The 22,784-nt window shown below is 68.7% G+C and carries 26 protein-coding genes and 1 pseudogene; 13 read left to right on the plus strand and 14 right to left on the minus strand.

Translation table 11 applies throughout. The annotated features are described in order from the left end of the window. The first annotated feature begins 28 nt into the window (after positions 1-28). The 8 genes from E0H50_RS03070 to E0H50_RS03105 all read left to right on the plus strand — a co-directional run bounded on the left by E0H50_RS03070 (position 29) and on the right by E0H50_RS03105 (position 6,650). Positions 29-1,690, plus strand: coding sequence for a protein kinase family protein (locus E0H50_RS03070; RefSeq protein ID WP_131284448.1), 1,662 nt, complete (start codon positions 29-31; stop codon positions 1,688-1,690). Continuing rightward, entirely contained in the window at positions 1,687-2,415 is a 729-nt protein-coding gene (gene sigM, locus E0H50_RS03075) for an RNA polymerase sigma factor SigM (protein ID WP_238150736.1), read from the plus strand. The genes E0H50_RS03070 and sigM overlap by 4 nt, the downstream gene beginning before the upstream one ends. 124 nt (positions 2,416-2,539) lie before the next feature. Continuing rightward, the gene (locus tag E0H50_RS03080) at positions 2,540-3,298 is read left to right on the plus strand and encodes a hypothetical protein (RefSeq protein ID WP_131284450.1); all 759 of its coding nucleotides are present in this window, start codon (positions 2,540-2,542) and stop codon (positions 3,296-3,298) included. 96 nt (positions 3,299-3,394) lie between these two features. Further along, positions 3,395-4,378 carry a thioredoxin-disulfide reductase gene (gene trxB / locus E0H50_RS03085; RefSeq protein WP_131284452.1) on the plus strand — a complete coding sequence of 328 codons (984 nt, stop codon included), beginning with the start codon at positions 3,395-3,397 and terminating at the stop codon, positions 4,376-4,378. A 32-nt stretch (positions 4,379-4,410) separates the two neighbouring features. Continuing rightward, positions 4,411-4,728, plus strand: coding sequence for a thioredoxin (gene trxA / locus E0H50_RS03090; protein WP_131284454.1), 318 nt, complete (start codon positions 4,411-4,413; stop codon positions 4,726-4,728). A 35-nt stretch (positions 4,729-4,763) separates the two neighbouring features. Beyond that, on the plus strand, positions 4,764-5,888 hold the full coding sequence (locus tag E0H50_RS03095; protein ID WP_131284456.1) for an N-acetylmuramoyl-L-alanine amidase: 1,125 nt from the start codon (positions 4,764-4,766) through the stop codon (positions 5,886-5,888). Positions 5,889-5,946: 58 nt separating this feature from the next. Then, positions 5,947-6,201: a type II toxin-antitoxin system Phd/YefM family antitoxin gene (locus E0H50_RS03100; RefSeq protein WP_131284458.1), complete on the plus strand. Its 255-nt coding sequence runs from the start codon at positions 5,947-5,949 to the stop codon at positions 6,199-6,201. Beyond that, positions 6,198-6,650 (plus strand): type II toxin-antitoxin system VapC family toxin, encoded by a 453-nt coding sequence (locus E0H50_RS03105; RefSeq protein ID WP_131284460.1) that lies wholly within the window; start codon positions 6,198-6,200, stop codon positions 6,648-6,650. Before E0H50_RS03100 ends, E0H50_RS03105 begins: the two co-directional genes overlap by 4 nt. On the opposite strand, the gene E0H50_RS03110 is transcribed toward E0H50_RS03105, so the two are convergent. After that, positions 6,628-8,739: an MMPL family transporter gene (locus tag E0H50_RS03110; protein ID WP_131284462.1), complete on the minus strand. Its 2,112-nt coding sequence runs from the start codon at positions 8,737-8,739 to the stop codon at positions 6,628-6,630. The two genes, E0H50_RS03105 and E0H50_RS03110, sit on opposite strands and share 23 nt — an antisense overlap. 73 nt (positions 8,740-8,812) lie before the next feature. On the opposite strand from E0H50_RS03110, the gene E0H50_RS03115 reads away from it, so the two are divergent. Then, the gene (locus E0H50_RS03115) at positions 8,813-9,139 is read left to right on the plus strand and encodes a PadR family transcriptional regulator (protein ID WP_131284464.1); all 327 of its coding nucleotides are present in this window, start codon (positions 8,813-8,815) and stop codon (positions 9,137-9,139) included. Here the strand turns inward: E0H50_RS03115 and E0H50_RS03120 are convergent. The 4 genes from E0H50_RS03120 to E0H50_RS03135 form a co-directional block, all read right to left on the minus strand. Continuing rightward, complete coding sequence (locus E0H50_RS03120) at positions 9,119-9,757, minus strand: permease prefix domain 1-containing protein (protein WP_131284466.1); 639 nt, start codon at positions 9,755-9,757, stop codon at positions 9,119-9,121. The two genes, E0H50_RS03115 and E0H50_RS03120, sit on opposite strands and share 21 nt — an antisense overlap. Before the next feature lie 29 nt (positions 9,758-9,786). After that, complete coding sequence (locus E0H50_RS03125) at positions 9,787-10,179, minus strand: DUF2784 domain-containing protein (RefSeq protein ID WP_131284468.1); 393 nt, start codon at positions 10,177-10,179, stop codon at positions 9,787-9,789. A gap of 3 nt (positions 10,180-10,182) precedes the next feature. Next, positions 10,183-10,836: a GNAT family N-acetyltransferase gene (locus tag E0H50_RS03130; RefSeq protein ID WP_131284470.1), complete on the minus strand. Its 654-nt coding sequence runs from the start codon at positions 10,834-10,836 to the stop codon at positions 10,183-10,185. 61 nt (positions 10,837-10,897) lie between these two features. Then, positions 10,898-11,098 (minus strand): hypothetical protein, encoded by a 201-nt coding sequence (locus E0H50_RS03135; RefSeq protein ID WP_131284472.1) that lies wholly within the window; start codon positions 11,096-11,098, stop codon positions 10,898-10,900. A 193-nt stretch (positions 11,099-11,291) separates the two neighbouring features. Here E0H50_RS03135 and E0H50_RS03140 point away from each other — a divergent pair, with 193 nt between their 5' ends. From E0H50_RS03140 to E0H50_RS03155, 4 genes are all read left to right on the plus strand, one after another. After that, on the plus strand, positions 11,292-12,602 hold the full coding sequence (locus tag E0H50_RS03140; RefSeq protein ID WP_131284474.1) for an aminotransferase-like domain-containing protein: 1,311 nt from the start codon (positions 11,292-11,294) through the stop codon (positions 12,600-12,602). A gap of 132 nt (positions 12,603-12,734) precedes the next feature. Continuing rightward, positions 12,735-13,682, plus strand: a complete 948-nt coding sequence (locus tag E0H50_RS03145) for a D-alanine--D-alanine ligase family protein (protein WP_131284476.1) — start codon at positions 12,735-12,737, stop codon at positions 13,680-13,682. Positions 13,683-13,732: 50 nt separating this feature from the next. Continuing rightward, positions 13,733-14,527 carry an SURF1 family protein gene (locus E0H50_RS03150; RefSeq protein WP_238150737.1) on the plus strand — a complete coding sequence of 265 codons (795 nt, stop codon included), beginning with the start codon at positions 13,733-13,735 and terminating at the stop codon, positions 14,525-14,527. Then, entirely contained in the window at positions 14,524-14,877 is a 354-nt protein-coding gene (locus E0H50_RS03155; RefSeq protein ID WP_131284480.1) for a DUF3817 domain-containing protein, read from the plus strand. The genes E0H50_RS03150 and E0H50_RS03155 overlap by 4 nt, the downstream gene beginning before the upstream one ends. A gap of 179 nt (positions 14,878-15,056) precedes the next feature. On the opposite strand, the gene E0H50_RS03160 is transcribed toward E0H50_RS03155, so the two are convergent. From E0H50_RS03160 to rpmH, 9 genes and pseudogenes are all read right to left on the minus strand, one after another. Then, positions 15,057-15,824 carry a RibD family protein gene (locus E0H50_RS03160; RefSeq protein ID WP_165546984.1) on the minus strand — a complete coding sequence of 256 codons (768 nt, stop codon included), beginning with the start codon at positions 15,822-15,824 and terminating at the stop codon, positions 15,057-15,059. Positions 15,825-15,956: 132 nt separating this feature from the next. Further along, positions 15,957-16,922, minus strand: coding sequence for a ParB/RepB/Spo0J family partition protein (locus E0H50_RS03165; protein ID WP_131284484.1), 966 nt, complete (start codon positions 16,920-16,922; stop codon positions 15,957-15,959). A gap of 115 nt (positions 16,923-17,037) precedes the next feature. Beyond that, complete coding sequence (locus tag E0H50_RS03170) at positions 17,038-17,973, minus strand: ParA family protein (RefSeq protein ID WP_165546985.1); 936 nt, start codon at positions 17,971-17,973, stop codon at positions 17,038-17,040. Positions 17,974-18,473: 500 nt separating this feature from the next. Beyond that, a complete protein-coding gene (gene rsmG / locus E0H50_RS03175) occupies positions 18,474-19,145 on the minus strand; it encodes a 16S rRNA (guanine(527)-N(7))-methyltransferase RsmG (RefSeq protein WP_131284486.1) in 672 nt (223 codons plus the stop codon). Between the two features lie 10 nt (positions 19,146-19,155). After that, positions 19,156-19,677, minus strand: a complete 522-nt coding sequence (locus E0H50_RS03180) for a Jag family protein (RefSeq protein WP_475009204.1) — start codon at positions 19,675-19,677, stop codon at positions 19,156-19,158. 316 nt (positions 19,678-19,993) lie between these two features. After that, positions 19,994-20,974: pseudogene (gene yidC / locus E0H50_RS03185) on the minus strand (membrane protein insertase YidC); the annotation flags it as partial. Positions 20,975-20,983: 9 nt separating this feature from the next. Next, the gene (yidD, locus tag E0H50_RS03190) at positions 20,984-21,298 is read right to left on the minus strand and encodes a membrane protein insertion efficiency factor YidD (protein ID WP_337590361.1); all 315 of its coding nucleotides are present in this window, start codon (positions 21,296-21,298) and stop codon (positions 20,984-20,986) included. Next, positions 21,295-21,636, minus strand: coding sequence for a ribonuclease P protein component (rnpA, locus tag E0H50_RS03195; protein ID WP_131284489.1), 342 nt, complete (start codon positions 21,634-21,636; stop codon positions 21,295-21,297). The genes yidD and rnpA overlap by 4 nt, the downstream gene beginning before the upstream one ends. A 26-nt stretch (positions 21,637-21,662) precedes the next feature. After that, positions 21,663-21,800, minus strand: coding sequence for a 50S ribosomal protein L34 (gene rpmH / locus E0H50_RS03200; protein WP_130386492.1), 138 nt, complete (start codon positions 21,798-21,800; stop codon positions 21,663-21,665). Positions 21,801-22,784: the final 984 nt, after the last annotated feature.

Consider the following 22,784-nt stretch of genomic DNA (forward strand, 5'->3'; position numbering starts at 1 on the left):
GTTGTGGTTTATAGGAGGGCGAGACACCGTGTCGAACCAGACCGTGAGTCCTGGTGCCCTCCTGGCCGGGCGGTACCGGATCGCCGAGTTGCTCGCGGAGATCGACGGCGCCCGGGTCTGGCGTGCCGTGGACGAGGTCCTCAGCCGCGCGGTCGTCGTCGACGTCCTGCCGGTCGGTGACCCGCGGACCAATCTGCTCTTCGACGCCGCCCGCCGGGCCGCCGCGGCGAACGACCCGCGGTTCCTGCGGGTGCTCGACTGCGACATGCACGACGGCGTGACGTACTGCGTTCGTGAGTGGGCGGGCGGCCGGACGCTGGAGCGGATGCTCGGCACCGGACCGTTGACCGGGCAGCAGGCAGGCTGGCTGGCCCGCGAGGTGTCCGAGGCCCTCGAGAACCTGCACCGCACCGGCTACGCGCACGGAGCGATCAGCCCGGCGACCGTGGTGATCACGGACGCGGGCGCGATCAAGGTCATCGGCGTCGCCACCGAGGCGGCGCTGCGGTCGTCCGGCGCCGGTTCACCGGAGGAGGACGTCCATTCCCTCGGCCAACTGCTCTACACGTCGCTGACCGGCCGCTGGCCCGGTCCGGCACCGGCGTGGGGCATGCAGCCCGCGCCCGTCGAGCACGGCCGGCTATTGAGCCCGCGCCAGGTGCGCGCCGGCGTACCGCGCTCGCTGGACGACATCTGCGACCGCCTGCTCGGTGACCCGCCGCGGCACCACGCGCCGCCGATCACCAGCGCGGCCGGCCTGTCCGCGGCGCTGTCCGGCGTCGTCGGCAGCTCACACGAGCCACCGAACCAGATGGACGAGACCGTCCAGGTCGCCCGGCAGAACGGCAGCGTCGACGACGCCACCCAGGTGGTGCCGCAGGCCCCGCCCCCGGCGATCGACCCGACCCCGCAACCGGCGTACGACTCGGAGCCGAACGGGTACCGCCAGCCGCAGGCGGCGTACAACCCGGCGACCGACACCCGTCCGGTACGCCGGCAGCCACCGCCGCCCTCGAACGGGAACGGCCGGCGCCGGCACGAGGAGCCGAAGGCCAAGGGCGGCTGGGGCGGCCGGATCCTGATCCTGCTCGCGATCCTGGCCCTGCTGTCGGTGATCGCGATGGCGCAGTTCCTGCTCAAGGGCGCGATGAACAACGACCAGAGCAGCGGCGACGGCGGAACGAAGAGCACTGCCCCGCCGCAGACCAGCACCACTCCGTCGGCGACCACCGGCGGGAAGGCGGTGATCGCGAGCGCCAAGGACTTCGACCCGGACGGCGACGACGTCGAGCACCCCAAGGACGTCAAGAACACCTACGACGGCGACCCGTCGACGGACTGGAAGACGCAGTCGTACAAGAAGCGCCCGGACCTCGGCGGCCTGAAGCCGGGCGTCGGCATCTACTACAACCTCGGCGCGAAGACGTCCGTCTCGAGCGTCGCGGTCGCCCTGCAAGGTGACGACACCAGCTTCCAGGTGCTGATCCCGAGCGGCGACACCACCAAGCCGCCGTCGTCGATCGACGGCTGGAAGGCCGTGGCCACCAAGGAGGACCAGCCCGAGGGTACGGTGAACGTGACCCTGCCGGCCGGTACGCAGTCGCAGTACGTGCTGGTGTGGCTGACCAAGCTGCCGAAGGTGTCCGACGGGTACCAGGGCATCATCTCGGAGGTCACGATCCAGAAATGACCGCTCACGTGGACTCGGGCAACCCGCCGCCCCGGCCGGACGTCCCGCGCATCGGCGCGGGTGAGCCGGTGCCGCAGGGCACGGCGCACGCTGCCCCGGCGAGCGGGCCGGTGAGCTACGACCAGCTGGACGACCACGAGCTGCTGCGGATGCACGTGTCCGGCAACCCGGATTCGTTCGGGTTCCTGGTCAAGCGGCACCGGGACCGGATGTGGGCGGTCGCGATCCGCACCCTGGGCGAGCCCGAGGAGGCCGCGGACGCGCTCCAGGAGGCGTTCATCTCGGCGTTCCGGCGGGCCGACTCGTTCCGCGGGGACGCGAAGGTGACCACCTGGCTGCACCGGATCGTGGTGAACGCCTGTCTGGACCGGATCCGGCGCCGCCAGGTGCGTGCCGCCGACCCGCTGCCCGAGGACGAGGACCGCGCCGCCGAACTGGCCGGGCCGGCCGAGGACGACCCGGCCGAGGTCCGCGAACGCCGGCTGGACGTGCTGAACGCCCTGAAGCAGATCAACGAGGACCAGCGCGCCGCGCTGGTCCTGGTCGACATGGAGGGCTACTCGATCGAGGAGGCGGCCGCGATCCTCGACTGCGCCCCGGGCACGGTCAAGTCGCGCTGCGCCCGCGGTCGCGCCAAGCTGCTCCCGCTGCTGCGCCACTGGCAGACCACCCGGCAGTCCGACGTACCCGAGAAACCCGCCGCGGAAGCGGTGGGAACCGAATGACCCGGTCGCCCGTCCTAGCGAAGTCGCCTGCCTCTGGCGACCGGACGACTGACGCCTTCGACCGGAGTTTCCCTATGACCACGCTGCTACGGCCGCGCACCTCCCGTGAGGAGGCGAGCCCCCGATGACCGATCCCGGTCTGCCGACCAGTGAGCACCTCGAGCACCTGGACACGGACACGATCGCCGACCTGATCGAGAACCTGCTGCCTGCTCCCGAGGCGCATCGCGCTCGTGAGCATGTGAAGGCATGCCCCGACTGCCAGCAGACGTACGACGCGCTTCTGCAGCTGACCGCCGACCTGGCCGAGGAAGGCCGCAGCGACATCCCGATCCCGCCCGACGTCGCCGAGCACCTGGACGCGGTGATCGTGTCCGAGTCGGTGCTGCGCGCGTCCACCGTCGGGGTGCACTCGCTGGCCCAGATCCGCGAGGAGCCGCGCCGGCACCTGCCGAAGCTGCTCGGCGCCGCGGCCGGTGTGGTGCTGATCGCCGCGCTCGGCGTCGGCGTGGTGTTCGCCACCAAGGACCAGGCGAACGACGGCGCCGCCTCTGCGGACCACAACACGCCACCGGCCGACGCGGTGGCGGTCAACACCCAGGACATCGGCTCGTCGGCGAAGCGATGGCTCGACAACACGCCGAAGATCCTGCACGGCTCGAGCGACGAGCAGTCGTGCGCCCGGTCGTTCGCGGCCGGCCAGGCGAATTCGGACGTCCGGCTGGTGCAGCCCGCCAAGATCGACGGTAAGCGGTCCACGATCATCGGGCTGCAGGGTGCGAAACCGTATGAGATCCAGGTCTTCGCGGTCACCGGATGTAGTGTCCCGGGCGGCGTACCCACCTCGTTCTTCGAGACCACGGTCACGCTGCGCAACCGCTGAGCTTCGAACGACGTGGGGTGGGTACGTTGGGAATGGTCGGCCTCTAGGATCCGTTGAGTACGACGTACTGATCTCGACTCCCCGAGGAACGCCTGAATGAGCGACTCCACCGCAGTTCGCAACGTCATCATCGTCGGCTCTGGGCCCGCCGGTTACACCGCTGCGGTGTACGCCGCCCGCGCGGCACTGGAACCGCTGGTCTTCGAGGGCTCCGTCACCGCGGGTGGCGCGCTGATGAACACCACCGAGGTGGAGAACTTCCCGGGCTTCTCGCAGGGCATCATGGGCCCGGCGCTGATGGACGAGATGCGCACCCAGGCCGAGCGTTTCGGCGCCGAACTGGTCGCCGACGACGTGACGAAGGTCGACCTGACCGGCGACATCAAGGTCGTCACCGACTCGGCCGGCGTCGAGCACCGCGCGAAGGCCGTCATCCTCGCGATGGGTTCGGGCTACCGCAAGCTCGGCCTGGCCGACGAGGACCGGATGTCCGGGCACGGCGTGTCCTGGTGTGCGACCTGTGACGGCTTCTTCTTCCGTGACCACGAGATCGCGGTCGTCGGCGGCGGCGACTCCGCCGTCGAGGAGGCCACCTTCCTGACCAAGTTCGCGAAGAAGGTGCACCTGGTGCACCGCCGCGACGAGCTGCGGGCCTCGAAGATCATGGCCGACCGGGCGTACGCCAACGACAAGATCGAGTTCCAGTGGAACTCCGCGGTCGACACGATCCACGGTGACGACAAGCTGACCCATCTGACCCTGAAGGACACCGTCACCGGCGAGACCCGGGAGCTGCCGGCCACCGGCCTGTTCATCGCGATCGGTCACGACCCGCGCTCGGAGCTGGTCAAGGGCCAGGTCGACCTGGACGACGAGGGCTACGTCCTGGTCAAGCAGGGCAGCACCGAGACCAACCTGCGCGGCGTGTTCGCGGCCGGCGACCTGGTGGACCACACCTACCGGCAGGCGATCACCGCCGCCGGCACGGGCTGTGCCGCCGCCCTGGACGCCGAGCGCTACCTGGCCACCCTGGAGGACGCCGAGAACGCGGCGGCCGCCACCCAGCCTGTCTCCGTCTGAACCTCACAACCATCCTTGAAGGAGCTACCTACATGAAGGCCGTCACTGACGCCGAGTTCGACCAGACCGTCCTGAAGAGCGACAAGCCCGTACTGGTCGACTTCTGGGCCGAGTGGTGCGGACCGTGCCGCCAGGTTTCCCCGATCCTGGAAGAGCTGTCCCAGGACCACGGCGACAAGCTCACGTTCCTGAAGATGAACGTGGACGAGAACCCGGTTACCCCGAGCAACTACCGGGTTACCGGTATCCCTACGATCAACGTCTACGTGAACGGTGAACTCGCCAAGTCCATCGTCGGCGCCAAGCCGAAGGCCGCGCTGCTGAAGGAGCTTGCCGACTTCACTTCCTGAGCACTGCCCGCCGCCACGGCAAGGAGTACTGACTGATGGAATCCCCGCACGGCGTTTACCGCATCGGCGACAGCGGTGAGGCGGTCGCCGAGATCGTCGGCAAGCTGCAACGACTCGGGCTGCTGACCGGCGGCCACGACGTCTACGACGAAGCGACCGCGCACGCCGTCCGGGGATTCCAGCAGCAACGCGGGCTGATGATCGACGGGATCGTCGGCCCGCAGACGTACCGGGCGATCGACGACGCCCGCTGGCGGCTGGGCGACCGGCTGCTGACGTACGTCCCGGCGCACCCGATGAGCGGTGACGACGTCCTGAGCCTGCAGGCGAAGCTGCAGGAGCTCGGGTTCGCGGTCGCCCGGATCGACGGGATCTTCGCCGCGGACACCCAGCGCGCGGTGACGGAGTTCCAGCGCAACATGGGTCTGCCGGCCGACGGCACCTGTGGCCCGTCGACGTTCAAGGCGTTGCAGCGGATCCGGCCGATGGCGACCGGCGGCCGCCCCGACGCGCTGCGTGCGCGCGAAGCCGTGCGCGCCGCCGGGCCGCGACTGTCCGGCAAGACCGTGGTGATCGACCCGGGTCACGGCGGCTTCGACTACGGCTGGGAGGGCTACGGCCTGCGCGAGTCCGACATCGCGTACGACCTGGCCGCCCGGATCGAGGGTCGCCTCGGCGCCACCGGCGTACGGGCGTACTTGTCGCGTGGCCGCGATCAGGGACCGGACGAGCTGGCGCGCGCCGCGTTCGCGAACGAGACGGACGCGAACCTGTGCGTCTCGCTGCACACCGACGGTTCGATGAACCCGGCCGCGCAGGGCGTCGCGACGTACTTCTACGGCAACGACCTGCAGGGCGCGAGTTCGAGCGTCGGCGAGCAGTTCGCCGGCCTGGTGCAGCGCGAGATCGTCGCCCGCACCGACCTGCTGAACTGCCACACCCACGCCAAGACCTGGGACCTCCTCCGCCGGACCAAGATGCCCGCGGTGCGCCTCGAGATCGGGTACGTGACGAATCCGCACGACTCCGCCCGCCTGGCCGACCCAGCCTTCCGCGACGTCATCGCCGAAGCGATCGTCGTCGCCATCCAGCGCGTCTACCTCCCCCCGGAACAAGACGCCGCCACCGGCATGCTCCGCTTCGGCCAGCTGACCGTCTGACCCCGGGGAAAGTGGCTACAATGATGTCAAGGGAAGTAGCCACCTGAGGGAGACCAGCGTGGACGTCGGCATTCGGGAACTGCGCGACAACCTCAGCCGCCATCTGGCCGAGGTTCGCTCCGGACGCACGGTGACAGTGACAGACCATGGGCAACCAGTCGCCCGCATCGTGCCCGTCGGAGCACCGACGCGACTGGAGCGGCTTCGCGCCGAAGGGCGTGTGCAGCCCGCCCGTCACAAGAAGCAGCCCGCGCCCGACCCGATTCGTGCCGATGGCTCGGTCGGCGAACTCATCGACGAGCAGCGCCGGTGATCGGCTATCTCGACACCTCGGCTTTCGTTCCGCTGCTGGTCAGCGAACCGAGCAGTGCAGCTTGTCGCCGATTCTGGGATGACGCCGACGCCGTGGTGTCGAGCCGACTGCTCTATATGGAGACCGCGGCCGCGCTCGCGCAGGCGCATCGCATGGCGCGCCTGGACGACCACGCGTACTCGTCGTGCCGACGGCTGCTGGACCAGTTCTGGTCGCAACTCGAGATCGCGGAGATCGATGAGGTATTGATCCGGCGAGCGGCCGAACTCGCGGATCTTCTCGCGCTGCGCGGGTACGACGCCGTCCACTGCGCTTCCGCCGAACAGTTGGAGGACGCCGATCTCGTCGTCGCGTCCGGCGACAAGCGCCTCCTCGATGCGTGGAAGTCTTTGGGGCTGGCCATCTTCGACACGAACACCCCCGACGCTACGAGTGATCCTCGAGCTTGATCTTCGGGAGGATCCGATCGAGGCTGGTCGGGAGCCACCAGGCGTGGTTGCCGAGGAGGCGGAGTACGGCGGGGACTATGACGCAGCGGATCAGGAGGGCGTCGAGGAGTACGGCGGTCGCGAGGCCGAGGCCGAACTGCTTCAGCATCCGGTCCGGGCTCAGCAGGAACGCGCCGAACACCACGATCATGATCGCGGCTGCTGCCGTGATCACGCTGCCGGTGGTTGCCAGCCCTTCGCGGACCGCGACCTGCGCGTTCCCGGTACGGCGCCACTCCTCGTGGATCCGGGAGACCAGGAAGACCTCGTAGTCCATCGACAGTCCGAACACGATCGCGAAGATCATCACCGGGACGAACGCCTCGATCGGCCCGGGCTGCGCGCCGAACCAGCCTTGCTGGAACACCAGCGTGATCACCCCGAGCGAGGCGCCGATGCTGAGCAGGTTGAGTACGGCGGCCTTCAACGGGATCAGCACCGACCGGAACACCGCCATCAGCAGCAGCGCCGACAGCCCCACGACGACCAGTACGAAGATCGGCAGCCGCTTGCTCACCGCGGCCGCGAAGTCGTCCGCGGCCGCCGTCGCCCCGCCGACCAGGTAGGTCCCTTGCAGCCTCGGCAATGTGTCCTCGCGCAACCGCTGAACGAGGTCGCTCGTCGCCGCGTCCTGCGGAGCCGACTTCGGAAACGCGAGGACGGTGGAGATCTTGCCGTCCGGCGTCACCTGCGGCGGTGTCACCGCGGCGATCCCGGGATCGGCAGCCAGCGCCTTGCTGAGCTCCTGCGTCCGGTCTCCCTCTGACACCACGACCAGCGGACCGTTGAACCCGGGCCCGAACCCGTCCGCCAACAGGTCGTAGGCCTTCCGGCTCGTCTTCGCGGGATCATCCGTCCCCGCGTCCGCGAACCCGAGCCGCATCCCCAGCGCCGGCAGCGACAACGCCACCAAGGCGAGAACCCCGAGCACCAGCGGCACCCACGGCCCACGCTGTACGACGCCCGCGAGCTTGCGCCAACCGTCGCCGGGAGTACGCCGCTGCTTCGCGGCATGTTTGCGCACACTCCGCTCGATCCGCTTCCCGAACAGCGTCAGCAACGACGGCAGCAAGGTCACCGCGGCGAGCATCGTCATCAGCACGGTCAACGTGACCCCGAGCGCGACGCCCTGCAACGAGCCGAGTCCCAACGCCAGCAGGCCGAGCAATGCGATGACAACAGTGCAGCCGGCGAACATCACCGACCGGCCCGCGGTGTCCAGGGCGATGACCTTCGCGTCGGCCTCGCCCTTCAGCAGCTCGTGGCGGTAGCGCGAGAAGATCAGCAACGCGTAGTCGATGCCGACGCCGAGACCGACCAGCATCATCACCGGCGTCGTGTACTCCGGCACCGTGAACAGGTGCGACGCGAGCATCAGCAGCGCGACCGTGCTGCCGACGGCGAACAGCGCGGTCAGCAGCGGAAGTGTTGCCGCAAGCAACGATCCGAAGAGGAAGACCAGGATCACCAGCGCGGCCAGGATTCCGGCACCCTCGGACGCGCCACCCGAACTCTCGGCAGCGCTCCGCGCCAGATCCCCGCCGGCCTCGACCTGCAAGCCCGGGTGCGCGAAGTCCTGCGCCCGGTGAATGATCGTCCGTACGTCGTCCACCGGCATGTCCGCCACCGTGACGTCCAGTCCGACCGTCGCGTACGCCGTACGTCGATCTGTCGACATGGCCCCTGGACCGGCGAACGGGTCGGCGACCGAGGCGACGTGCGGCAGACCGCGGACCACCGCGAGCATCGACGCGATCCGTGTCTTCTCCGCGTCGAGGCCGCCGTCGGCCCGGAAGACGAGCTGGATCGAGGCCGTGTCGCCCTTCGGCTGGTGCTTCGTGAAGATGTCCGTCACCCGTTGGGAGTCGGTGCCCGGCAACGAGTTGTCGTTCTTGTAGTTGGCGCCGACCACCGTCGCAGAGGCGATCACCGCGGCCAGCACCAGCACCCAGAGCAGGAGGGCCAGGCCGGCGTGCCGCATCGCCCACCCGGAAACCCGGTGCAGCAGACCGGGCCGGGTGGCTGGTCGGATCTCGGTGTCCACGGTCATGGTGCGTCCTTGATGAGTAGATTGGCTACATGTTGCCTCTCGACTGTAACAGACCTATGAGTAGACTGGCTACATGAAGGCGGATGCGCTGCGTGGACACCTCGACCCGATGATCCTGGCGGTCGTCGAGCACGAACCGCTGCACGGCTACGCGATCATGGAGGCGCTGCTGGAGCGCAGCGGCGGCGAGCTCGATCTGCCGACCGGCACGCTCTATCCGGCGCTCCGGCGACTCGAGCGGGCCGGTTACCTGGCCAGCGAGTGGAGCACGGTCGGCGGGCGGAAACGCCGTACGTACCAGCTCACCAGTGCCGGTGCGAAGATGCTTGCCTCGGGCAAGCAGGAGTGGGTGACGTTCCGCGCGGTGGTGGAAGGCGTGTTACGCCCGGGCCAGCCGTAGGCCGCGAGCGGCCTGCTGGCCGACCAGCACCAGCGGCAGCACGACGAACGCCCCGACGACACTGAGGTCGAGCAGACCGTTCGGATGCGGGCTGGTCAGCGCCATCAGGACGCCGATCCCGCCGATCGTCACGGCGTTCACCAGCGCGAAGAGCGTGGTCGCCCGAGTCAGGTGGGTCCGGACGAAAGGGCTTCGCAGACCGATGCCGGCGGCAACGACCGCGAGGACGGCACCGGCGATGGCGATCGTGCCGACGTTCCGCACCAGGACCTGCAGGAGGTCGTTCAGCGGATTCGGATCGTCCGGACCGCTGTTCCAGCTCCAGGCGCCTTCCCGCCACACGATCGGCTGGATGATCAACGCCGCGAACAGCAACACCGCCGTACGCCGGCTCTGGCTGACGGCGAGGTCCGCGCGATAACCCGGCGCGACCTCCTCGACCGTCCCGAAGTCGGCCACCGCGTGCTTCTCGGCGTCGTACCTGTCCAGCCCGTCCGCCTCGAAGGCCTCGGTGGCGTCGGCCAGGTGGTCGCGGGCCTCGGCCAGCAGGTCCGCCTTGCGTCGCCGAGGTCCCCGGAGCTCCTTGCTCAGGGCAGCCAGGTACTCGTCGATGGGCACGTGTCCAGTATGAGGAGGCCGCCGCCCCCTCACGTCCGGGGTCCCACTGACTCACCCCTGAGCTTGGTACGGCGGCGGTGCCGTACGACGAAGAAGCCGACGTACCCGATCACCACGAGCGCGAAGCCGACCTTCTCCGCGATCGGCGTCGCGCCCTCAGGCCAGATGGTGCCGTCCAGGTAGTGATTGATGAAGCCGCTTTCGTACGGCGTCTCGCCGCCCCTGCGGCGGAAGTACTTCTCCGCGCCCGTGAACGGGCAGTCGTAGTCGACGATCACGATGGCGACGTTCCAGACCACGATCCCGAGATGGACCCAGATGAGCTTCGCCCACTTCCAGGCCAGGAAACCGCCGATCACGAAGAACAGCAGGAAGGCGGCGTGCAGCACGAACATCACGTCACCGAGAAGTCGCCAGATCATGCGCTACTCCGGCCCGGCTCGCAGCGCGTCGCGGACCGTCACCGGCGCCGGCGGCGCCTTCTCGGGGCGGATGGCGCCCATCAGACGCTCGACGGCGGCCTCCATCTCGCTGCGCCACGTGATCGCCGACCGGAGGTCGAGCCGCAGCCGCGGATTGCGCGGGTGCTCGCGCACCACCCCGAAGCCGACCGCACGCAGGAAGTCCGTCGGCCAGACACAGCCCGGCCCGTCCCACCGCGAGTCCCCGAACGCCTCCACGGCCCGGAAGCCCCGCTTCAGAACGTCCTTGGCAACCGCCTGCACCAGGATCTTCCCGAGCCCGAGGCCCAGGTACCGCGGAAGGATCCGGCCGGTCGCCAGTACAACGGCGTCCGGGCTGACGGGCGCGGTCGGGAACGCCTGGATCCGGGGCAGGTACGACCCCGGCGCGTACACCGCGAACCCGGCCGGCTCGTCGTCGACGTACAGCACGATCCCGGCGGTCCCCCAGTCGAGCAGCAACTGTGACAGCCAGGCTTCCTTCTCCAGCCCGGTGTCACCGTTGCGGTCCGCCTTGCGCGCAGCCACCGGGTCGAGCTGCCAGAACACGCAGTCACGGCAGGGCACCGGAAGCTCACCGAGATTGGCGAGCGTCAGCGGTTCCAGCCGTCGGGCCATCAACGCATCCGATCGGCCGTACAGAATGTTAGCTTCGTCACGGTGCGTGTCGCCCAGAGTGTCATCGGGCGGCTGGTTCGGCCGCCGGTTCGGGGACGGCGGACGGGGTCCGCGCGTCCGTGGTGCGGGTCGCCTCGGGAGCGACGTACCGCTGCTGCACCTTCCCTGCGGGTTGCCGCCGGAACAGCTCACCGGCGAACCCGGCCAGCACACCCAGCACCAAGCCGCCGAGCGTCCAGCCGGCTGTCCTGCCCACGCTCATTCTGATCCGCCTTCCCAGTCCACCTCTCCAGGCCGCACCATTCGGGCCGGCTGTCTCAGCAGCCAGATTCCGGCATGGTCGAACCTGCCCCTATAAGGCATGGTAGTGAGAGGTCACGCCGATCCCCAGTCCCGACTGGGGTCTGTCGACGTAACCTGGTGACTTCCCCCTCATCACCGTTGGAGTGGCCCCCGTGAGTGCTGACGTGCCCGATGTCCGGCAGACCCGACTCGACAACTACGTCGAGGCGTACGCAGCCCGGACCAAGGGCATGACCGCATCGGAGATCAGGGCCCTGTTCTCGGTCGCCAGCCGGCCGGAGGTGGTGTCACTCGCCGGCGGCATGCCGAACATCGGCGGTCTGCCGCTCGACGTGGTCGGCGGCGCGGTCCGCGACCTGGTGATCGACAACGGCGGCACCGCGATGCAGTACGGCTCCGGCCAGGGCGACCCGGCGCTCCGCGACCAGATCTGCGACATCATGCGGCTGGAGGGTATCGAGGCGCATCCGGACGACGTCGTCGTCACGGTCGGCAGCCAGCAGGCCGTCGACCTGGTCACGCGGGTGTTCTGCGATCCCGGCGACGTGGTGATCTGCGAGGCGCCGTCGTACGTCGGCGCGCTCGGCGTCTTCCGTGCGTACCAGTGCGAGGTCGTGCACGTCGCGATGGACGACGACGGCGTCGTACCGGAGGCGCTGGAGCAGGCGATCGCGTCGGTGCGCGCGGCCGGGAAGCGGATCAAGTTCTTCTACACGATCCCGAACTTCCACAACCCGGCCGGGGTCTCGCTGTCCGACGAGCGCCGGGCGCGGGTGCTGGAGATCTGCCAGCAGGCTCAGCTGCTGATCCTCGAGGACAACCCGTACGGACTGCTCGGGTTCGAGGGTGAGCCGCAGAAGGCGTTGCGCGCGGCGGATCGCGAAGGGGTCATCTACCTCGGTTCGTTCTCGAAGACGTTCGCCCCCGGGTTCCGGGTCGGTTGGGCGGTCGCGCCGCACGCCGTTCGGGAGAAACTCGTGCTGGCACAGGAATCCGCGACGCTGTGCCCGCCGACGTTCAGTCAGCTCGCGATCTCGTCGTACCTGATCCGGCACGACTGGATGGGGCAGGTCAAGCAGTTCCGGGAGATGTACCGCGAGCGCCGCGACGCGATGCTCGCGGCGTTGACGGAAAAGATGCCAGCAGCAACGACCTGGACGCGGCCGCGGGGTGGCTTCTACGTCTGGCTGACGTTGCCGGAAGGGCTGGACGCGAAGGCGATGCTGCCCCGGGCGGTGACGGCGCGGGTCGCGTACGTGCCCGGAACGGCGTTCTTCGCCGACGGTTTCGGCTCCCAGTGCATGCGGCTGTCGTACTGTCATCCGACGCCGGAGCGGATCATCGAAGGCGTCGGCAGGCTGGCCGCGGTGATCAACGAGGAGCTCGAGCTCCGGCAGACGTTCGGCCCGCTGACGCCGGGCGCCGGCCATGGGTACGACGCTCCGGGGCCGGAGCTTTCGTAGTCCGGTTCGCAAAGGTTGCGCAAGGGACCTACGGGCGGGCGGGGGTCCAGGATTCGGTAGGGGTACCGTTCGAGTGGGCCTCGGGACCGGCGACCGTGCCGGAGTCGCCCACGAGTGATCGGGATATTTGTGATGAGTGATCTGGGTCGAGTGCTGGTACTGGCAGGTGGACTGTCGCACGAGCGGGACGTCTCGCTGCGATCCGGCCGCCGAGTGGCGGACGCCCTGCGCAGCGTCGGCGTCGAGGTCGAACAGCGCGACGTCGACGCCTCCCTGGTCGATCGGCTGCGCCAGGATCCCCCCGATGCGATTTTCCCCGTCCTGCACGGCGTCACCGGCGAGGACGGCGCACTCCGCCAGGTCCTCGACCTGTACGGCGTTCCGTACGTCGGAGCCGACGCGGCCGCGTGCCGTACGGCGTTCGACAAGCCGGTGGCCGCGACGGTCGTCGGCGCTGCGGGACTGCACACGCCCGCGTCGGTCGTGCTCGGGCATGACACGTTCCGCGAGCTGGGTGCGGCCGCGCTGATGGAGGCAGTGGTCCAGCAGATCGGGTTGCCGCTGGTCGTGAAGCCGGCGCGCGGCGGTTCGGCGCTCGGCGCGTCGATCGTGCGGTCAGCGGACGAGCTGCCGTCGGCGATGGTGAACTGCTACGCATACGGTCCGGTGGCGTTGATCGAGCAGTACATCGACGGGACCGAGGTGGCCGTGACGGTCGTCGACGTCGGCGACGGGCCGCGGGCGCTGCCTGCCGTGGAGATCCGGCCGGATTCCGGGTTCTACGACTACGAAGCTCGGTACACGGCGGGCGCGACGCAGTTCGTCGTCCCTGCGCGGCTCGAGCCTGAGGCCGCCGGTGCGTGCGCTGCGGCCGCGGTGCAGGCCCACCAGGCGCTGGGGTTGCGCGATCTGTCCAGGACGGACCTCGTGGTGGACGCGGCCGGTGTGCCCTGGTTCCTCGAGGTGAACGTGGCCCCCGGTATGACCGAGACATCGCTCGTCCCGCTGGCCGCCGAGGCAGCCGGGATCGAGCTCGGCGTCCTCTGCCGCGACCTGCTCGCCACCGCAGCAGCCCGCTGACAAGCACCCCCATGCCCGACCCCCACGACCCTGCACCGTCTGCTCGGCCGTTGTGGCGGACGGTTCTGACGCCTCGGTGGTCCGGACTGCTCGTGCTCGCCCTGGCGATCGCAGCGGTCATGACCGTGATGGGCGTGTGGCAACTCGGCGTCTATCGATCGAAGACTGCCGACGCCACCGCCCAGCGCGCCGCTGCCCCTCCGGTCGAACTCCAGTCGCTGTTCTCGATCGACGAGGGTCTCCCGTCGAAGGCCGTCGGTCGCCGCGTCACCATCGCCGGGACGTGGGGCCCGGCTGCGGACCAGGTCTTGATCGCCGATCGCCTGCAGGACGGCCGAGCCGGCCTGTGGGTCGTGTCGCCGCTGAAGCTGTCCGGCACCGACGCCGTGATGGTCGTCCGCGGATGGGTCGCGTCGCCTTCCGATCCAGCCGTCACAGCGCCCTCCGGCCCGGTCCGCTTGAGCGGATCGGTTGTGGCGTCCGAAGCCGAGGACTCGTCGGACGACGCCGCGAAGGGCCGGGTGCTGTCGTCGCTTCGGATCCCGACGATCGTGCACCTGGTGAACTACCGGGTGTACGACGCGTTCGTCGTACAGTCCGCCGTCGACTCAGGCGCCGTACCGTCTCCCGCACCCGCGATCGTCGCACCGCCTCCGCCCCCGACCGACCACGCCGGCCTGCGCAACGTCGCCTACGCGGTTCAGTGGTGGATCTTCGCGGCCTTCACCCTGTGGATGTGGGGCCGCATGGTCCTGGACGCCCACCGCGAACCCCACGAGGACGACCCGGATTCGGGTGACCGCGCCGCGGAGCCTGTGGAGCCAAGCGGTACCGTTTCAGCGTGACTTCCTCTGCCGACCCCGCCACCTCCGCCGGCCCGCAGCCGCTCACCCCGGCCGTCCGCGGCGCGCTGACTCGCTACCGCGTGATCGCGTACGTCGTCGGCGTGATGCTGCTCCTGCTGCTCTTCGTCGCGATGCCGCTGAAGTACCTGGGCGACAACCCCGCCGCGATGAACGTGATCGGCCCCCTGCACGGCTTCCTCTACGTCGTGTACCTGCTCGGCACGTTCGACCTCTTCCGCCGGGTCCGCTGGTCCTTCCCTCGGCTGGTCCTGATGGCCGTGGCCGGCACGATCCCGTTCCTGTCGTTCTACGCGGAGCGCAAGACGAGCCACGAACTCCTCGGTCGCTAGCCCCCACCGAGGGCAATGTTTCACATGAAACATTGCACCCAGTGCTGCGATGGATTTGTCGACATATCTCCCTGCCGATCTATCCCGCTAGTTCGGACTACGAACTAGCTCTGTGAGCGCGATCCTAAGCGCCCTCGGCGAACTTACATCCGTGTGATTCCGGGCGCCTCGGCCTCTGATCAGCTCTGCCGCACGGCGTAGTGGAGGCGAACCGCGCCCCCGGCGTCGGTCTGCGCCGAGAGCAACTCCAGACGCGTCGGAGCCTCGCCGACCGAGAGCGGCGAGCCGTCCATGACCGACGGCGTCCCCAGTCCGCCGATCAGAGCAGGCGCCAGCGTCAGGTGCAGTTCGTCGATCAGGCCGGCCCGCAACAACGCACCGTTCAGTCCGCCGCCGGCATTCGACAGGACGCACGTGATGCCGAGTTCAGTGCCCATCGCCGCCACTGCTCGATTCAGGTCGACGCGCTCCTCGCCGACCACGAGATAGCAGATGCGCTCCCGGCGGAGGTAGCTCAGATAGTCCGCAGGAGTCGACCGTGCCACCAGGACGAGTGCGTCCCAGTTCTCATGTCTCTCGGTCCAGCGCACACGTCCACGGCTGTCGACGATGGTGAACCACATGTGCAACGGTGTCCGCTGCTCGATCACCTCCGCCGGCAGGAAGTGCTCGTAGAGAGTGTCCGGGTCGCCGTCGTAGGTCGGCAGTTCAGAGGGGATCGCGTCCTCGCTCACCAGACTGCCGCTGCCCTCCAGGATGGCGTTGCAGCCGTACTGCTGTTTGACCAGCTCGGTCACGTCGATCGCGACCGAGTCCGACGACTCCGGCGTCATCGATGCCCACAGCTCCGTACTCGGCTGATGCATCAGGAGCGCGTTGCGGGTGAGCGCGACCTTGCCGTCGACGCTCGCCTCCACGCTGACCACTACACGCGGTCGCTTCTGCACTGGGTCCTCCCCGGTTCGCTGCGCAGGTGAACGCCAAGGTCTACCAGCGGCCGCCGACAATTCGACGGGCAAGCTCGGCGCGCGGGCAGCGAAACCGTCCTGCGGAGAGCCCCGCAGGACGGACCGGTGGAGTCAGGAGTCGGTGGGTTTGGTGGGGTCCATCAGGCTGACGATGCGCTCGAGGTCGTCGACCGAGGCGAACTCGACGGTGATCTTGCCCTTGGTCTTTCCGAGGTCGACCTTGACGCGCGTCTCGAAGCGGTCCGAGAGGCGGTCGGCGAGGTCGACCAGTCGCGGCGCGACCGGCTTGTTCCGGCGGCGCGCCGGGGTCGGGTCCTCGGCGTTCATGTCGCCGAGCGCAACGATCTCCTCGACCGTCCGCACCGAGAGACCCTCGGCGACGATCCGCTGTGCGAGCCGCTCGATCGCATCACCGCTGGGTAGTCCGAGCAGCGCTCGCGCATGGCCCGCGGACAGCACGCCGGCCGCAACCCGACGCTGAACCGATGCCGGCAGTTTCAGCAGCCGCAGCGTGTTGGAGATCTGTGGCCGCGACCGTCCGATCCGCGTCGCGAGCACCTCCTGCGTGCACCCGAAGTCGTCGAGCATCTGCTGGTACGCCGCTGCTTCTTCCAGCGGGTTCAGCTGGCTCCGGTGCAGGTTCTCCAGGAGCGCGTCTCGCAGCATCGCATCGTCCGACGTCTCCCGCACGATCGCCGGGATCGTCGGGAGGCCGGCCTGCTGCGTCGCTCGCCAGCGCCGCTCGCCCATCACCAGTTCGTACGTGTCGCCCTCGAGTCGACGTACGACGATCGGCTGCAGGAGGCCGATCTCCTTGACGGAGTGGACGAGCTCCTCCATCGCCTCCTCGTCGAAGACGGTTCGGGGCTGCTTCGGGTTCGGCACGATCTTGTCGACGTCGATCTCCGCGAACGACGCTCCCGGTACCGCGGCGAGCTCCGGCCCCTCCGGCTCCGCCGGCGTCACGACCGGGGGCGCCCCCGGAATCGAGCTCGACTTGCTGCCGAGGGTCGTGGTGCCTGGCGCCGGCGAGCTGGGGATCAGCGCGCCAAGTCCGCGTCCGAGTCGGGTGTTCATCGCGCTCCCTCGAGGTCGACATCCTGCTGAGCTACTGCTGGCCTACCACAACGCACACCGGACTCCGCTACTCCCGTACCGGCGGCCGTGGGCCGTTTCACGTGAAACGGCACCGTCAGGCGTTGTTCCGCATCGCGATCTCGCGGGATGCCTCCAGGTACGACAGGGCGCCGGCCGACGCCGGGTCGTATGCGAGCACGGTCTGCCCGTGGCTCGGGGCCTCCGAGATACGCACCGAGCGCGGTACGGCGGTCCGCAGTACGGCGTCCTTGAAATGGCCGCGCACCTCGGCGGCGACCTCACCGGCCAGCTTCGTGCGGGCGTCGTACATCGTGAGCAGGATCGTCGAGACGTCGAGCCCGGGGTTCAGGTGCGACTTGACCATGTCGATGTGCCGGAGCAGCTGCGAGAGGCCCTCGAGCGCGTAGTACTCGCTCTGGATCGGGACCAGCACCTCGCGGGCGGCGGTCAGTGCGTTCACGGTCAGCAGGCCGAGCGACGGCGGGCAGTCGATGAAGACGTAGTCGTACTTCTCCCCCGCGGCCTCGGTCTCGGCCAGGTACGCCTCCAGCACGGTCTTCAGCCGGCTCTCCCGCGCCACCAGACTGACGAGTTCGATCTCCGCGCCGGCGAGGTCGATGGTCGCCGGGATCACCTGGATGCCCGGGTGCTCGGCGCACGGCTGGGTCAGCTTGCTGAGCGGCTCGCCTTCGATCACGGCCTCGTACACCCCGGGCGTACCCTCGGCGTGGTCGATGCCCAGGGCGGTCGACGCGTTGCCCTGCGGGTCGAGGTCGATGACCAGGATCTTCGCGCCGTACAGGGCGAGGCCGGCGGCGACGTTCACCGTCGTCGTGGTCTTGCCGACACCGCCCTTCTGGTTGGCGACGACGAAGACTCGGGTCTGGGCGGGCAGCGGGAACTCCCGGCCCATCGTGCGTCCTTCATTCACCAGCAGGGTCCGTTCGGTGGCGGCGGCGATCGGAGTCTCGAGGAGTCGTCGCTGAAGCTCGTCCGACGTGGCCCGCGCGGCGATCTGTGCGGCAGTCATAGCGCCCATTCCAATAGGTGCGGGACTTGGCCCGAAGAGGATGTCTGTAGGGGTCGGGGCGGGTCTGCCCCCAGCTCTGTCCACAGGCTTCTGTGGACGGATTCCCGTGTGCGGGAGCAGTTTCATGCGGTCGTCATCCACAGGCGGTGGAGACTCCGAAAGGTCCGGTTCGACGTCCACCAGTGACGCCGAATCGGGCCTGGAACCATCATCCCGCATGTCCGGCGTTTCACGTGAAACGGACGCCGGATCGTCGGCCGCCGGACTGTCGAGACCGGCCGCCGCGGCGGCCTGAAGTCCCGAGGTGTCGATCGGCGGCGACAGGGGCGGTTGCTCTGCAGCCGAGGTCGAAGAGGTCTGTGCCGGGGCAGCGGGAGCGGGTTCCTGACTCACCACACGAACGGCTGAATCCGGTTCGGTCGGCCAGCCGATGCCTTGTGACGACGTCGGTACGCCGGTGCTCTTCTCGGGCCATCCGAGGGCACGACTCACCAACCCGCTCACCTCCCGTGTCTTGCGTGCCGGGATCCCCCTGCAGCACGTCCGGCCACAATACTCACCACAGTCGTGGGGTTGGCCAGTTCATCGCCGCCGAGTTGGTGAATATGACAAAGCTCTGCGCCGAGCTTCATCAATTCGCGCTCTGAGGCGTCCAGCTCCTCCTCTGCAGACGCCCCTTTCATCGCCAGCATCAGTCCGCCCTCGACACACAACGGCAGACACCACCTCGCCAGTTTGGCCAACGGAGCGACCGCCCGAGAGGTCACCACGTCGTACGACGCCGGCGGCAGGTCCTCGGCCCGTGCCCGGACGACGGTCGCGTTCTCGAGCCCGAGTGCGTCGACCGCATCCTGGAGGAAGGTCGTGCGTCGCAGCAGCGGCTCGACGAGGTCCACCTGAAGATCCGGGCGGACGATCGCGAGCACGATGCCCGGCAGTCCCGCACCGGTGCCGACGTCGGCGACCGATGACTCCTCCGGGATCAGTCGCTCGACGACAGCGCAGTTCAGCAGGTGCCGGTCCCAGAGCCGCGGAACCTCCCGCGGCCCGATCAGTCCGCGCAACGTTCCCTCGGTCGCCAGCAACTCGGCGTACGCCGAAAGCGGCACCGCCGCCCGTGGAAACAGCTTGTCCACGAGCGGCGGTGTTTCACGTGAAACGTTCTCGGTCACGGGCGTGCTGTCATGGCTGGACCACCACGCGGCGGCGGGGCTCTTCACCCTCGGACTCCGACGTCAGGCCGGCCGCCGCGACGACGTCGTGCACGACCTTCCGCTCGAACGGCGTCATCGGGTCGAGCTTCACCGGGGTGCCGGTCGCCTTCGCTTCCTCGACCGCCTTCCGGCCGACCTCTTCGAGCTCGGCCTTCCGGTTGGCGCGGTAGTTCGACACGTCGAGCATCAGCCGCGACCGCTCACCGGTCTCCCGGTACACAGCCAGCCGGGTCAGCTCCTGGAGCGCCTCCAGCACCTTCCCGTTCTCGCCGACCAGGTTGTTCAGCTCGGCGCCGACAATGGAGACCGCGGCACGGTCCCCGTCGATGTCCATGTCGATATCGCCGTCGAGATCGGCGATGTCGAGCAACTCCTCGAGGTAGTCGGCCGCGATATCGCTCTCGGCCTCGAGCGCCTTCAGGCGGTCGTCGGCGGAGTTCGTAGCGGCGGACTGCTCCGCCGTGTCGGTGTTCTGCATGCCGTCGGTCACGGCCACTCCTTCACAATGTCGGGATCCGCCTCACGGGGACCCGGGGCATTCACAGCAAGAGGGGGAATCAGGGTGGTGCGCTGGGTCAGCGCGAACCGCCCGAGCGCTTCTGCGCCGCCTTCTTCTGCGCGGCCGACTTCGCCGCGGGCTGGCGCTTGGCTCCCGTACCCTTCTTGCCGGCCGGCTGCTTCTTGGCAGCACCGGCCTGAGTCTTCTTGGGCGTGTCCTGCGGACGCGGGGTGTCCTCCGGAGCGGACGACGTCGTCTGGCCGTTGTTCGACGCGGCCGCGCCACCGCCACCGGCCGGACCGCCGGTCTTCCGGTCGCTGCGCGACTGCCGCTTCGGCTGCTGCCGCTGCGCGGGACGACGGTCCGTCGTCTCGGTCTCGGTGTCCGCGCCCTCGGTCCCCGGCACGCCCTCGTCGGCCGCGCGGCCGTGGCGCAGGTTCTGCTCACGCTTGCGGGCCTGCATGGCGTCGTACGCCGGAGTGCCCGGAGCGGGGTTGCGGCGGATCACGTAGAACTGCTGACCCATCGTCCACACGTTGGAGACGAACCAGTAGATCAGCACACCGATCGGGAAGTTGAAGCCACCGATGAGGAAGAAGATCGGGAAGACGTACAGCATGATCTTCTGCATCTGCGCGGCCTGGCCGGTGAGGGCCTCCTTCGGCATGTTCTTGCGCATCAGCTGCAGCTGCGTGATGAACATCGTCGCCGTCATCAGGATGATCAGCACGATCGCGACGACCTTGACGTTGCCGGCGCCGTCGCCGTTCGCCTTCAGGAAGGTCTGCGAGATCTCGGCGCCGAAGATCTTCGCGTGCTGCAGCGACTGGACGTGCGGGTCCATGATGCTGCTGTGCGTCTTGCCCTTCGACGCGTAGTCGAGCACGCGGAACAGGGCCAGGAAGATCGGCGACTGCAGCAGCAGCGGCAGGCACGAGGAGAACGGGTTGGTCCCGGTCTCCTTGTACAGCTTCATCATTTCCTGACCGAGCTTCTCCCGGTCGTGGCCGTACTTCTTCTGCAGCTCCTTCATCTTCGGCTGCAGCAGCTGCATGTTCCGGCTGGAGCGGATCTGCCGGACGAACAGCGGAATCAGGAGGGTCCGGATGACGATCGTCAGGCCGGCGATGGAGAGCGCCCAGGCCCAGCCACCGTTCGGGTCGAGCACCTGGCTGAGCAGCCAGTGCCACCCGACCAGCAGTGCGGATACGGCCCAGTACAGCGGCGTCATCACCGTGTTGAACAGGTCTACGATCCCGTCCCACACCGCGAGCCCGGGGATGGCCAGAAGAGTCACTCACACACCTCGCTGCACAGGCCCGGCGTCGGCTGACGGTCCGGGCTGGTTGGCGGAGAGAGACTCTCCGCGCTGGTCGACATCTCTGGGAGGAACGGGGTCGTAGCCTCCGGGGTTCCACGGGTGGCAGCGAAGGAGTCGTCTCCCCGCCAGCCAGCTACCGCGCACCGCACCGTGGCGTTCGACCGCTTCCAAGGCATACGCCGAACAACTCGGGTAGAACCTGCAGACCTGCCCGTACAGCGGGCTGATCAGCAGCCGGTACAACTTCAGGAAACCGATGATCCCGCTGCGCACGGGATTGATCCGCATCATGGCCGCAGCACCCGGCTCAGGGCGCCGTCGACGTCGGCCGCGAGCTCGTCGTACGACGCCGTGGCGGACGACGGGAGCGCGCGGACGACGGTCAGGCTGCCGGCCGGGAGATCGGAGAGCCGCGTCGCCAGGACCGCACGCAGACGGCGGTGGACCCGGTTCCGCAGAACCGCGTTGCCCACCGCCTTGTTCACAACGAATCCGACGCGCGCCGGGCCGGGTTCACCGGCCTGCGCCAGCACGTGCAGAACCACCACGCGTCGCGCCGCGCGCCGTCCGGAGCGGACGGCGCGACGGAAGTCGTCGGACCGGCGCAACCGGTTCGACGCGGGCAACACGAGGTGGTCACCGTCAGATGGGTCGCTCAGGCCGCGAGGCGCTGACGACCCTTGCCACGGCGGGCAGCGATGATCGCGCGACCCGCACGGGTACGCATCCGAAGACGGAAGCCGTGCTTCTTGTGCCGACGACGGTTGTTCGGCTGGAACGTCCGCTTGCTCACTGGAATGACTCCGGTTACTCGAGAACACAAATGTCGACAAATCCACTGATTGGATCTGTCCAAGGTGCCTGTCCTGCACACCGTCGGAGAACCAGAGAACAGGTCCCGCAGGGAGCGCAGCACGAAACGGCCGGCTCAACACCGACCGATCCACGGTACGTGGCTCCTTGTGGACAGGTCAAACCAGGTATCCCCAGACTTTTCCACAGGCTTGTGGACAGGGTAGTGGGCAACCGATCGGGCCAGGATTCGTCACTGTCCGACCGGAACGACGACAGAGAGCGATTTCGCACCACGACTACGCTCCGGCGTCCACCCGACACGCCGAAGGTTGCCCCCAATTTGCTGTTCATAGCCTGTGGATGACGGCTTGAAGGTGCCTGCTCGGACTTGTTAGCGTCACTCCCTCACACCAGAGGTCCCACACCCCGCGATCGGTAACCAACCTGCTCCGGCGGTCGTTCACAACTGTGGACAACCGTGTGGACAGACACCGCACGGTGGTCGGGTCGAACGGTCGCGCAGCTCGGGAGGAACCCCGGATCGCGCCGGCCACCGCAGCGACGAAATCGGGGAGCAACGCGTGGTCGAGGACCATTCCGCCAGTGCGGAATTCACACCGGTGGAATTCACGGCCGAGTACCGGGCGGAGTACAGCGCCGACGGCCGGCAGGACCTCAGGCCCGAACCCGACGCCGACATCCGTCCCGAACCCGAGGCGAACTTCCGCACCGAGGTCCGGCCCACGCCGGAGGCCGAGCCGCGCGCCGAGACCGGGCCGGTGACGCCACTGCAGCCGCCGCTGCCCACGCCGGCCCAGACGCCGACGCCGGCCCAGGCGCCGACGCCGCGGATGGACCCGGGTGACTATCTGAGCCCGTCGCTTCCGATCCCGATGCCCGAACCGCCGGCCGCGGGGTACCGTCCCGCACCGCCCGCAGCTCCGTACGGCTACCGCTCCGAACTCGAGCGCGCGGCCACCGA

It is taken from the genome of Kribbella sindirgiensis (assembly GCF_004331435.1).
Taxonomy (GTDB): domain Bacteria; phylum Actinomycetota; class Actinomycetes; order Propionibacteriales; family Kribbellaceae; genus Kribbella; species Kribbella sindirgiensis.

Excerpts from the sequence above, each read along its gene's own strand:
- sigM (WP_238150736.1), top strand. The coding sequence starts at position 1,687 with ATGACCGCTCACGTGGACTCGGGCAACCCGCCGCCCCGGCCGGACGTC.
- E0H50_RS03080 (WP_131284450.1), top strand. The coding sequence starts at position 2,540 with ATGACCGATCCCGGTCTGCCGACCAGTGAGCACCTCGAGCACCTGGAC.
- trxB (WP_131284452.1), top strand. The coding sequence starts at position 3,395 with ATGAGCGACTCCACCGCAGTTCGCAACGTCATCATCGTCGGCTCTGGG.
- trxA (WP_131284454.1), top strand. The coding sequence starts at position 4,411 with ATGAAGGCCGTCACTGACGCCGAGTTCGACCAGACCGTCCTGAAGAGC.
- E0H50_RS03095 (WP_131284456.1), top strand. The coding sequence starts at position 4,764 with ATGGAATCCCCGCACGGCGTTTACCGCATCGGCGACAGCGGTGAGGCG.
- E0H50_RS03110 (WP_131284462.1), bottom strand. The coding sequence starts at position 8,739 with ATGACCGTGGACACCGAGATCCGACCAGCCACCCGGCCCGGTCTGCTG.
- E0H50_RS03115 (WP_131284464.1), top strand. The coding sequence starts at position 8,813 with ATGAAGGCGGATGCGCTGCGTGGACACCTCGACCCGATGATCCTGGCG.
- E0H50_RS03125 (WP_131284468.1), bottom strand. The coding sequence starts at position 10,179 with ATGATCTGGCGACTTCTCGGTGACGTGATGTTCGTGCTGCACGCCGCC.
- E0H50_RS03130 (WP_131284470.1), bottom strand. The coding sequence starts at position 10,836 with ATGGCCCGACGGCTGGAACCGCTGACGCTCGCCAATCTCGGTGAGCTT.
- E0H50_RS03135 (WP_131284472.1), bottom strand. The coding sequence starts at position 11,098 with ATGAGCGTGGGCAGGACAGCCGGCTGGACGCTCGGCGGCTTGGTGCTG.
- E0H50_RS03145 (WP_131284476.1), top strand. The coding sequence starts at position 12,735 with ATGAGTGATCTGGGTCGAGTGCTGGTACTGGCAGGTGGACTGTCGCAC.
- E0H50_RS03165 (WP_131284484.1), bottom strand. The coding sequence starts at position 16,922 with ATGAACACCCGACTCGGACGCGGACTTGGCGCGCTGATCCCCAGCTCG.
- E0H50_RS03170 (WP_165546985.1), bottom strand. The coding sequence starts at position 17,973 with ATGACTGCCGCACAGATCGCCGCGCGGGCCACGTCGGACGAGCTTCAG.
- yidD (WP_337590361.1), bottom strand. The coding sequence starts at position 21,298 with ATGATGCGGATCAATCCCGTGCGCAGCGGGATCATCGGTTTCCTGAAG.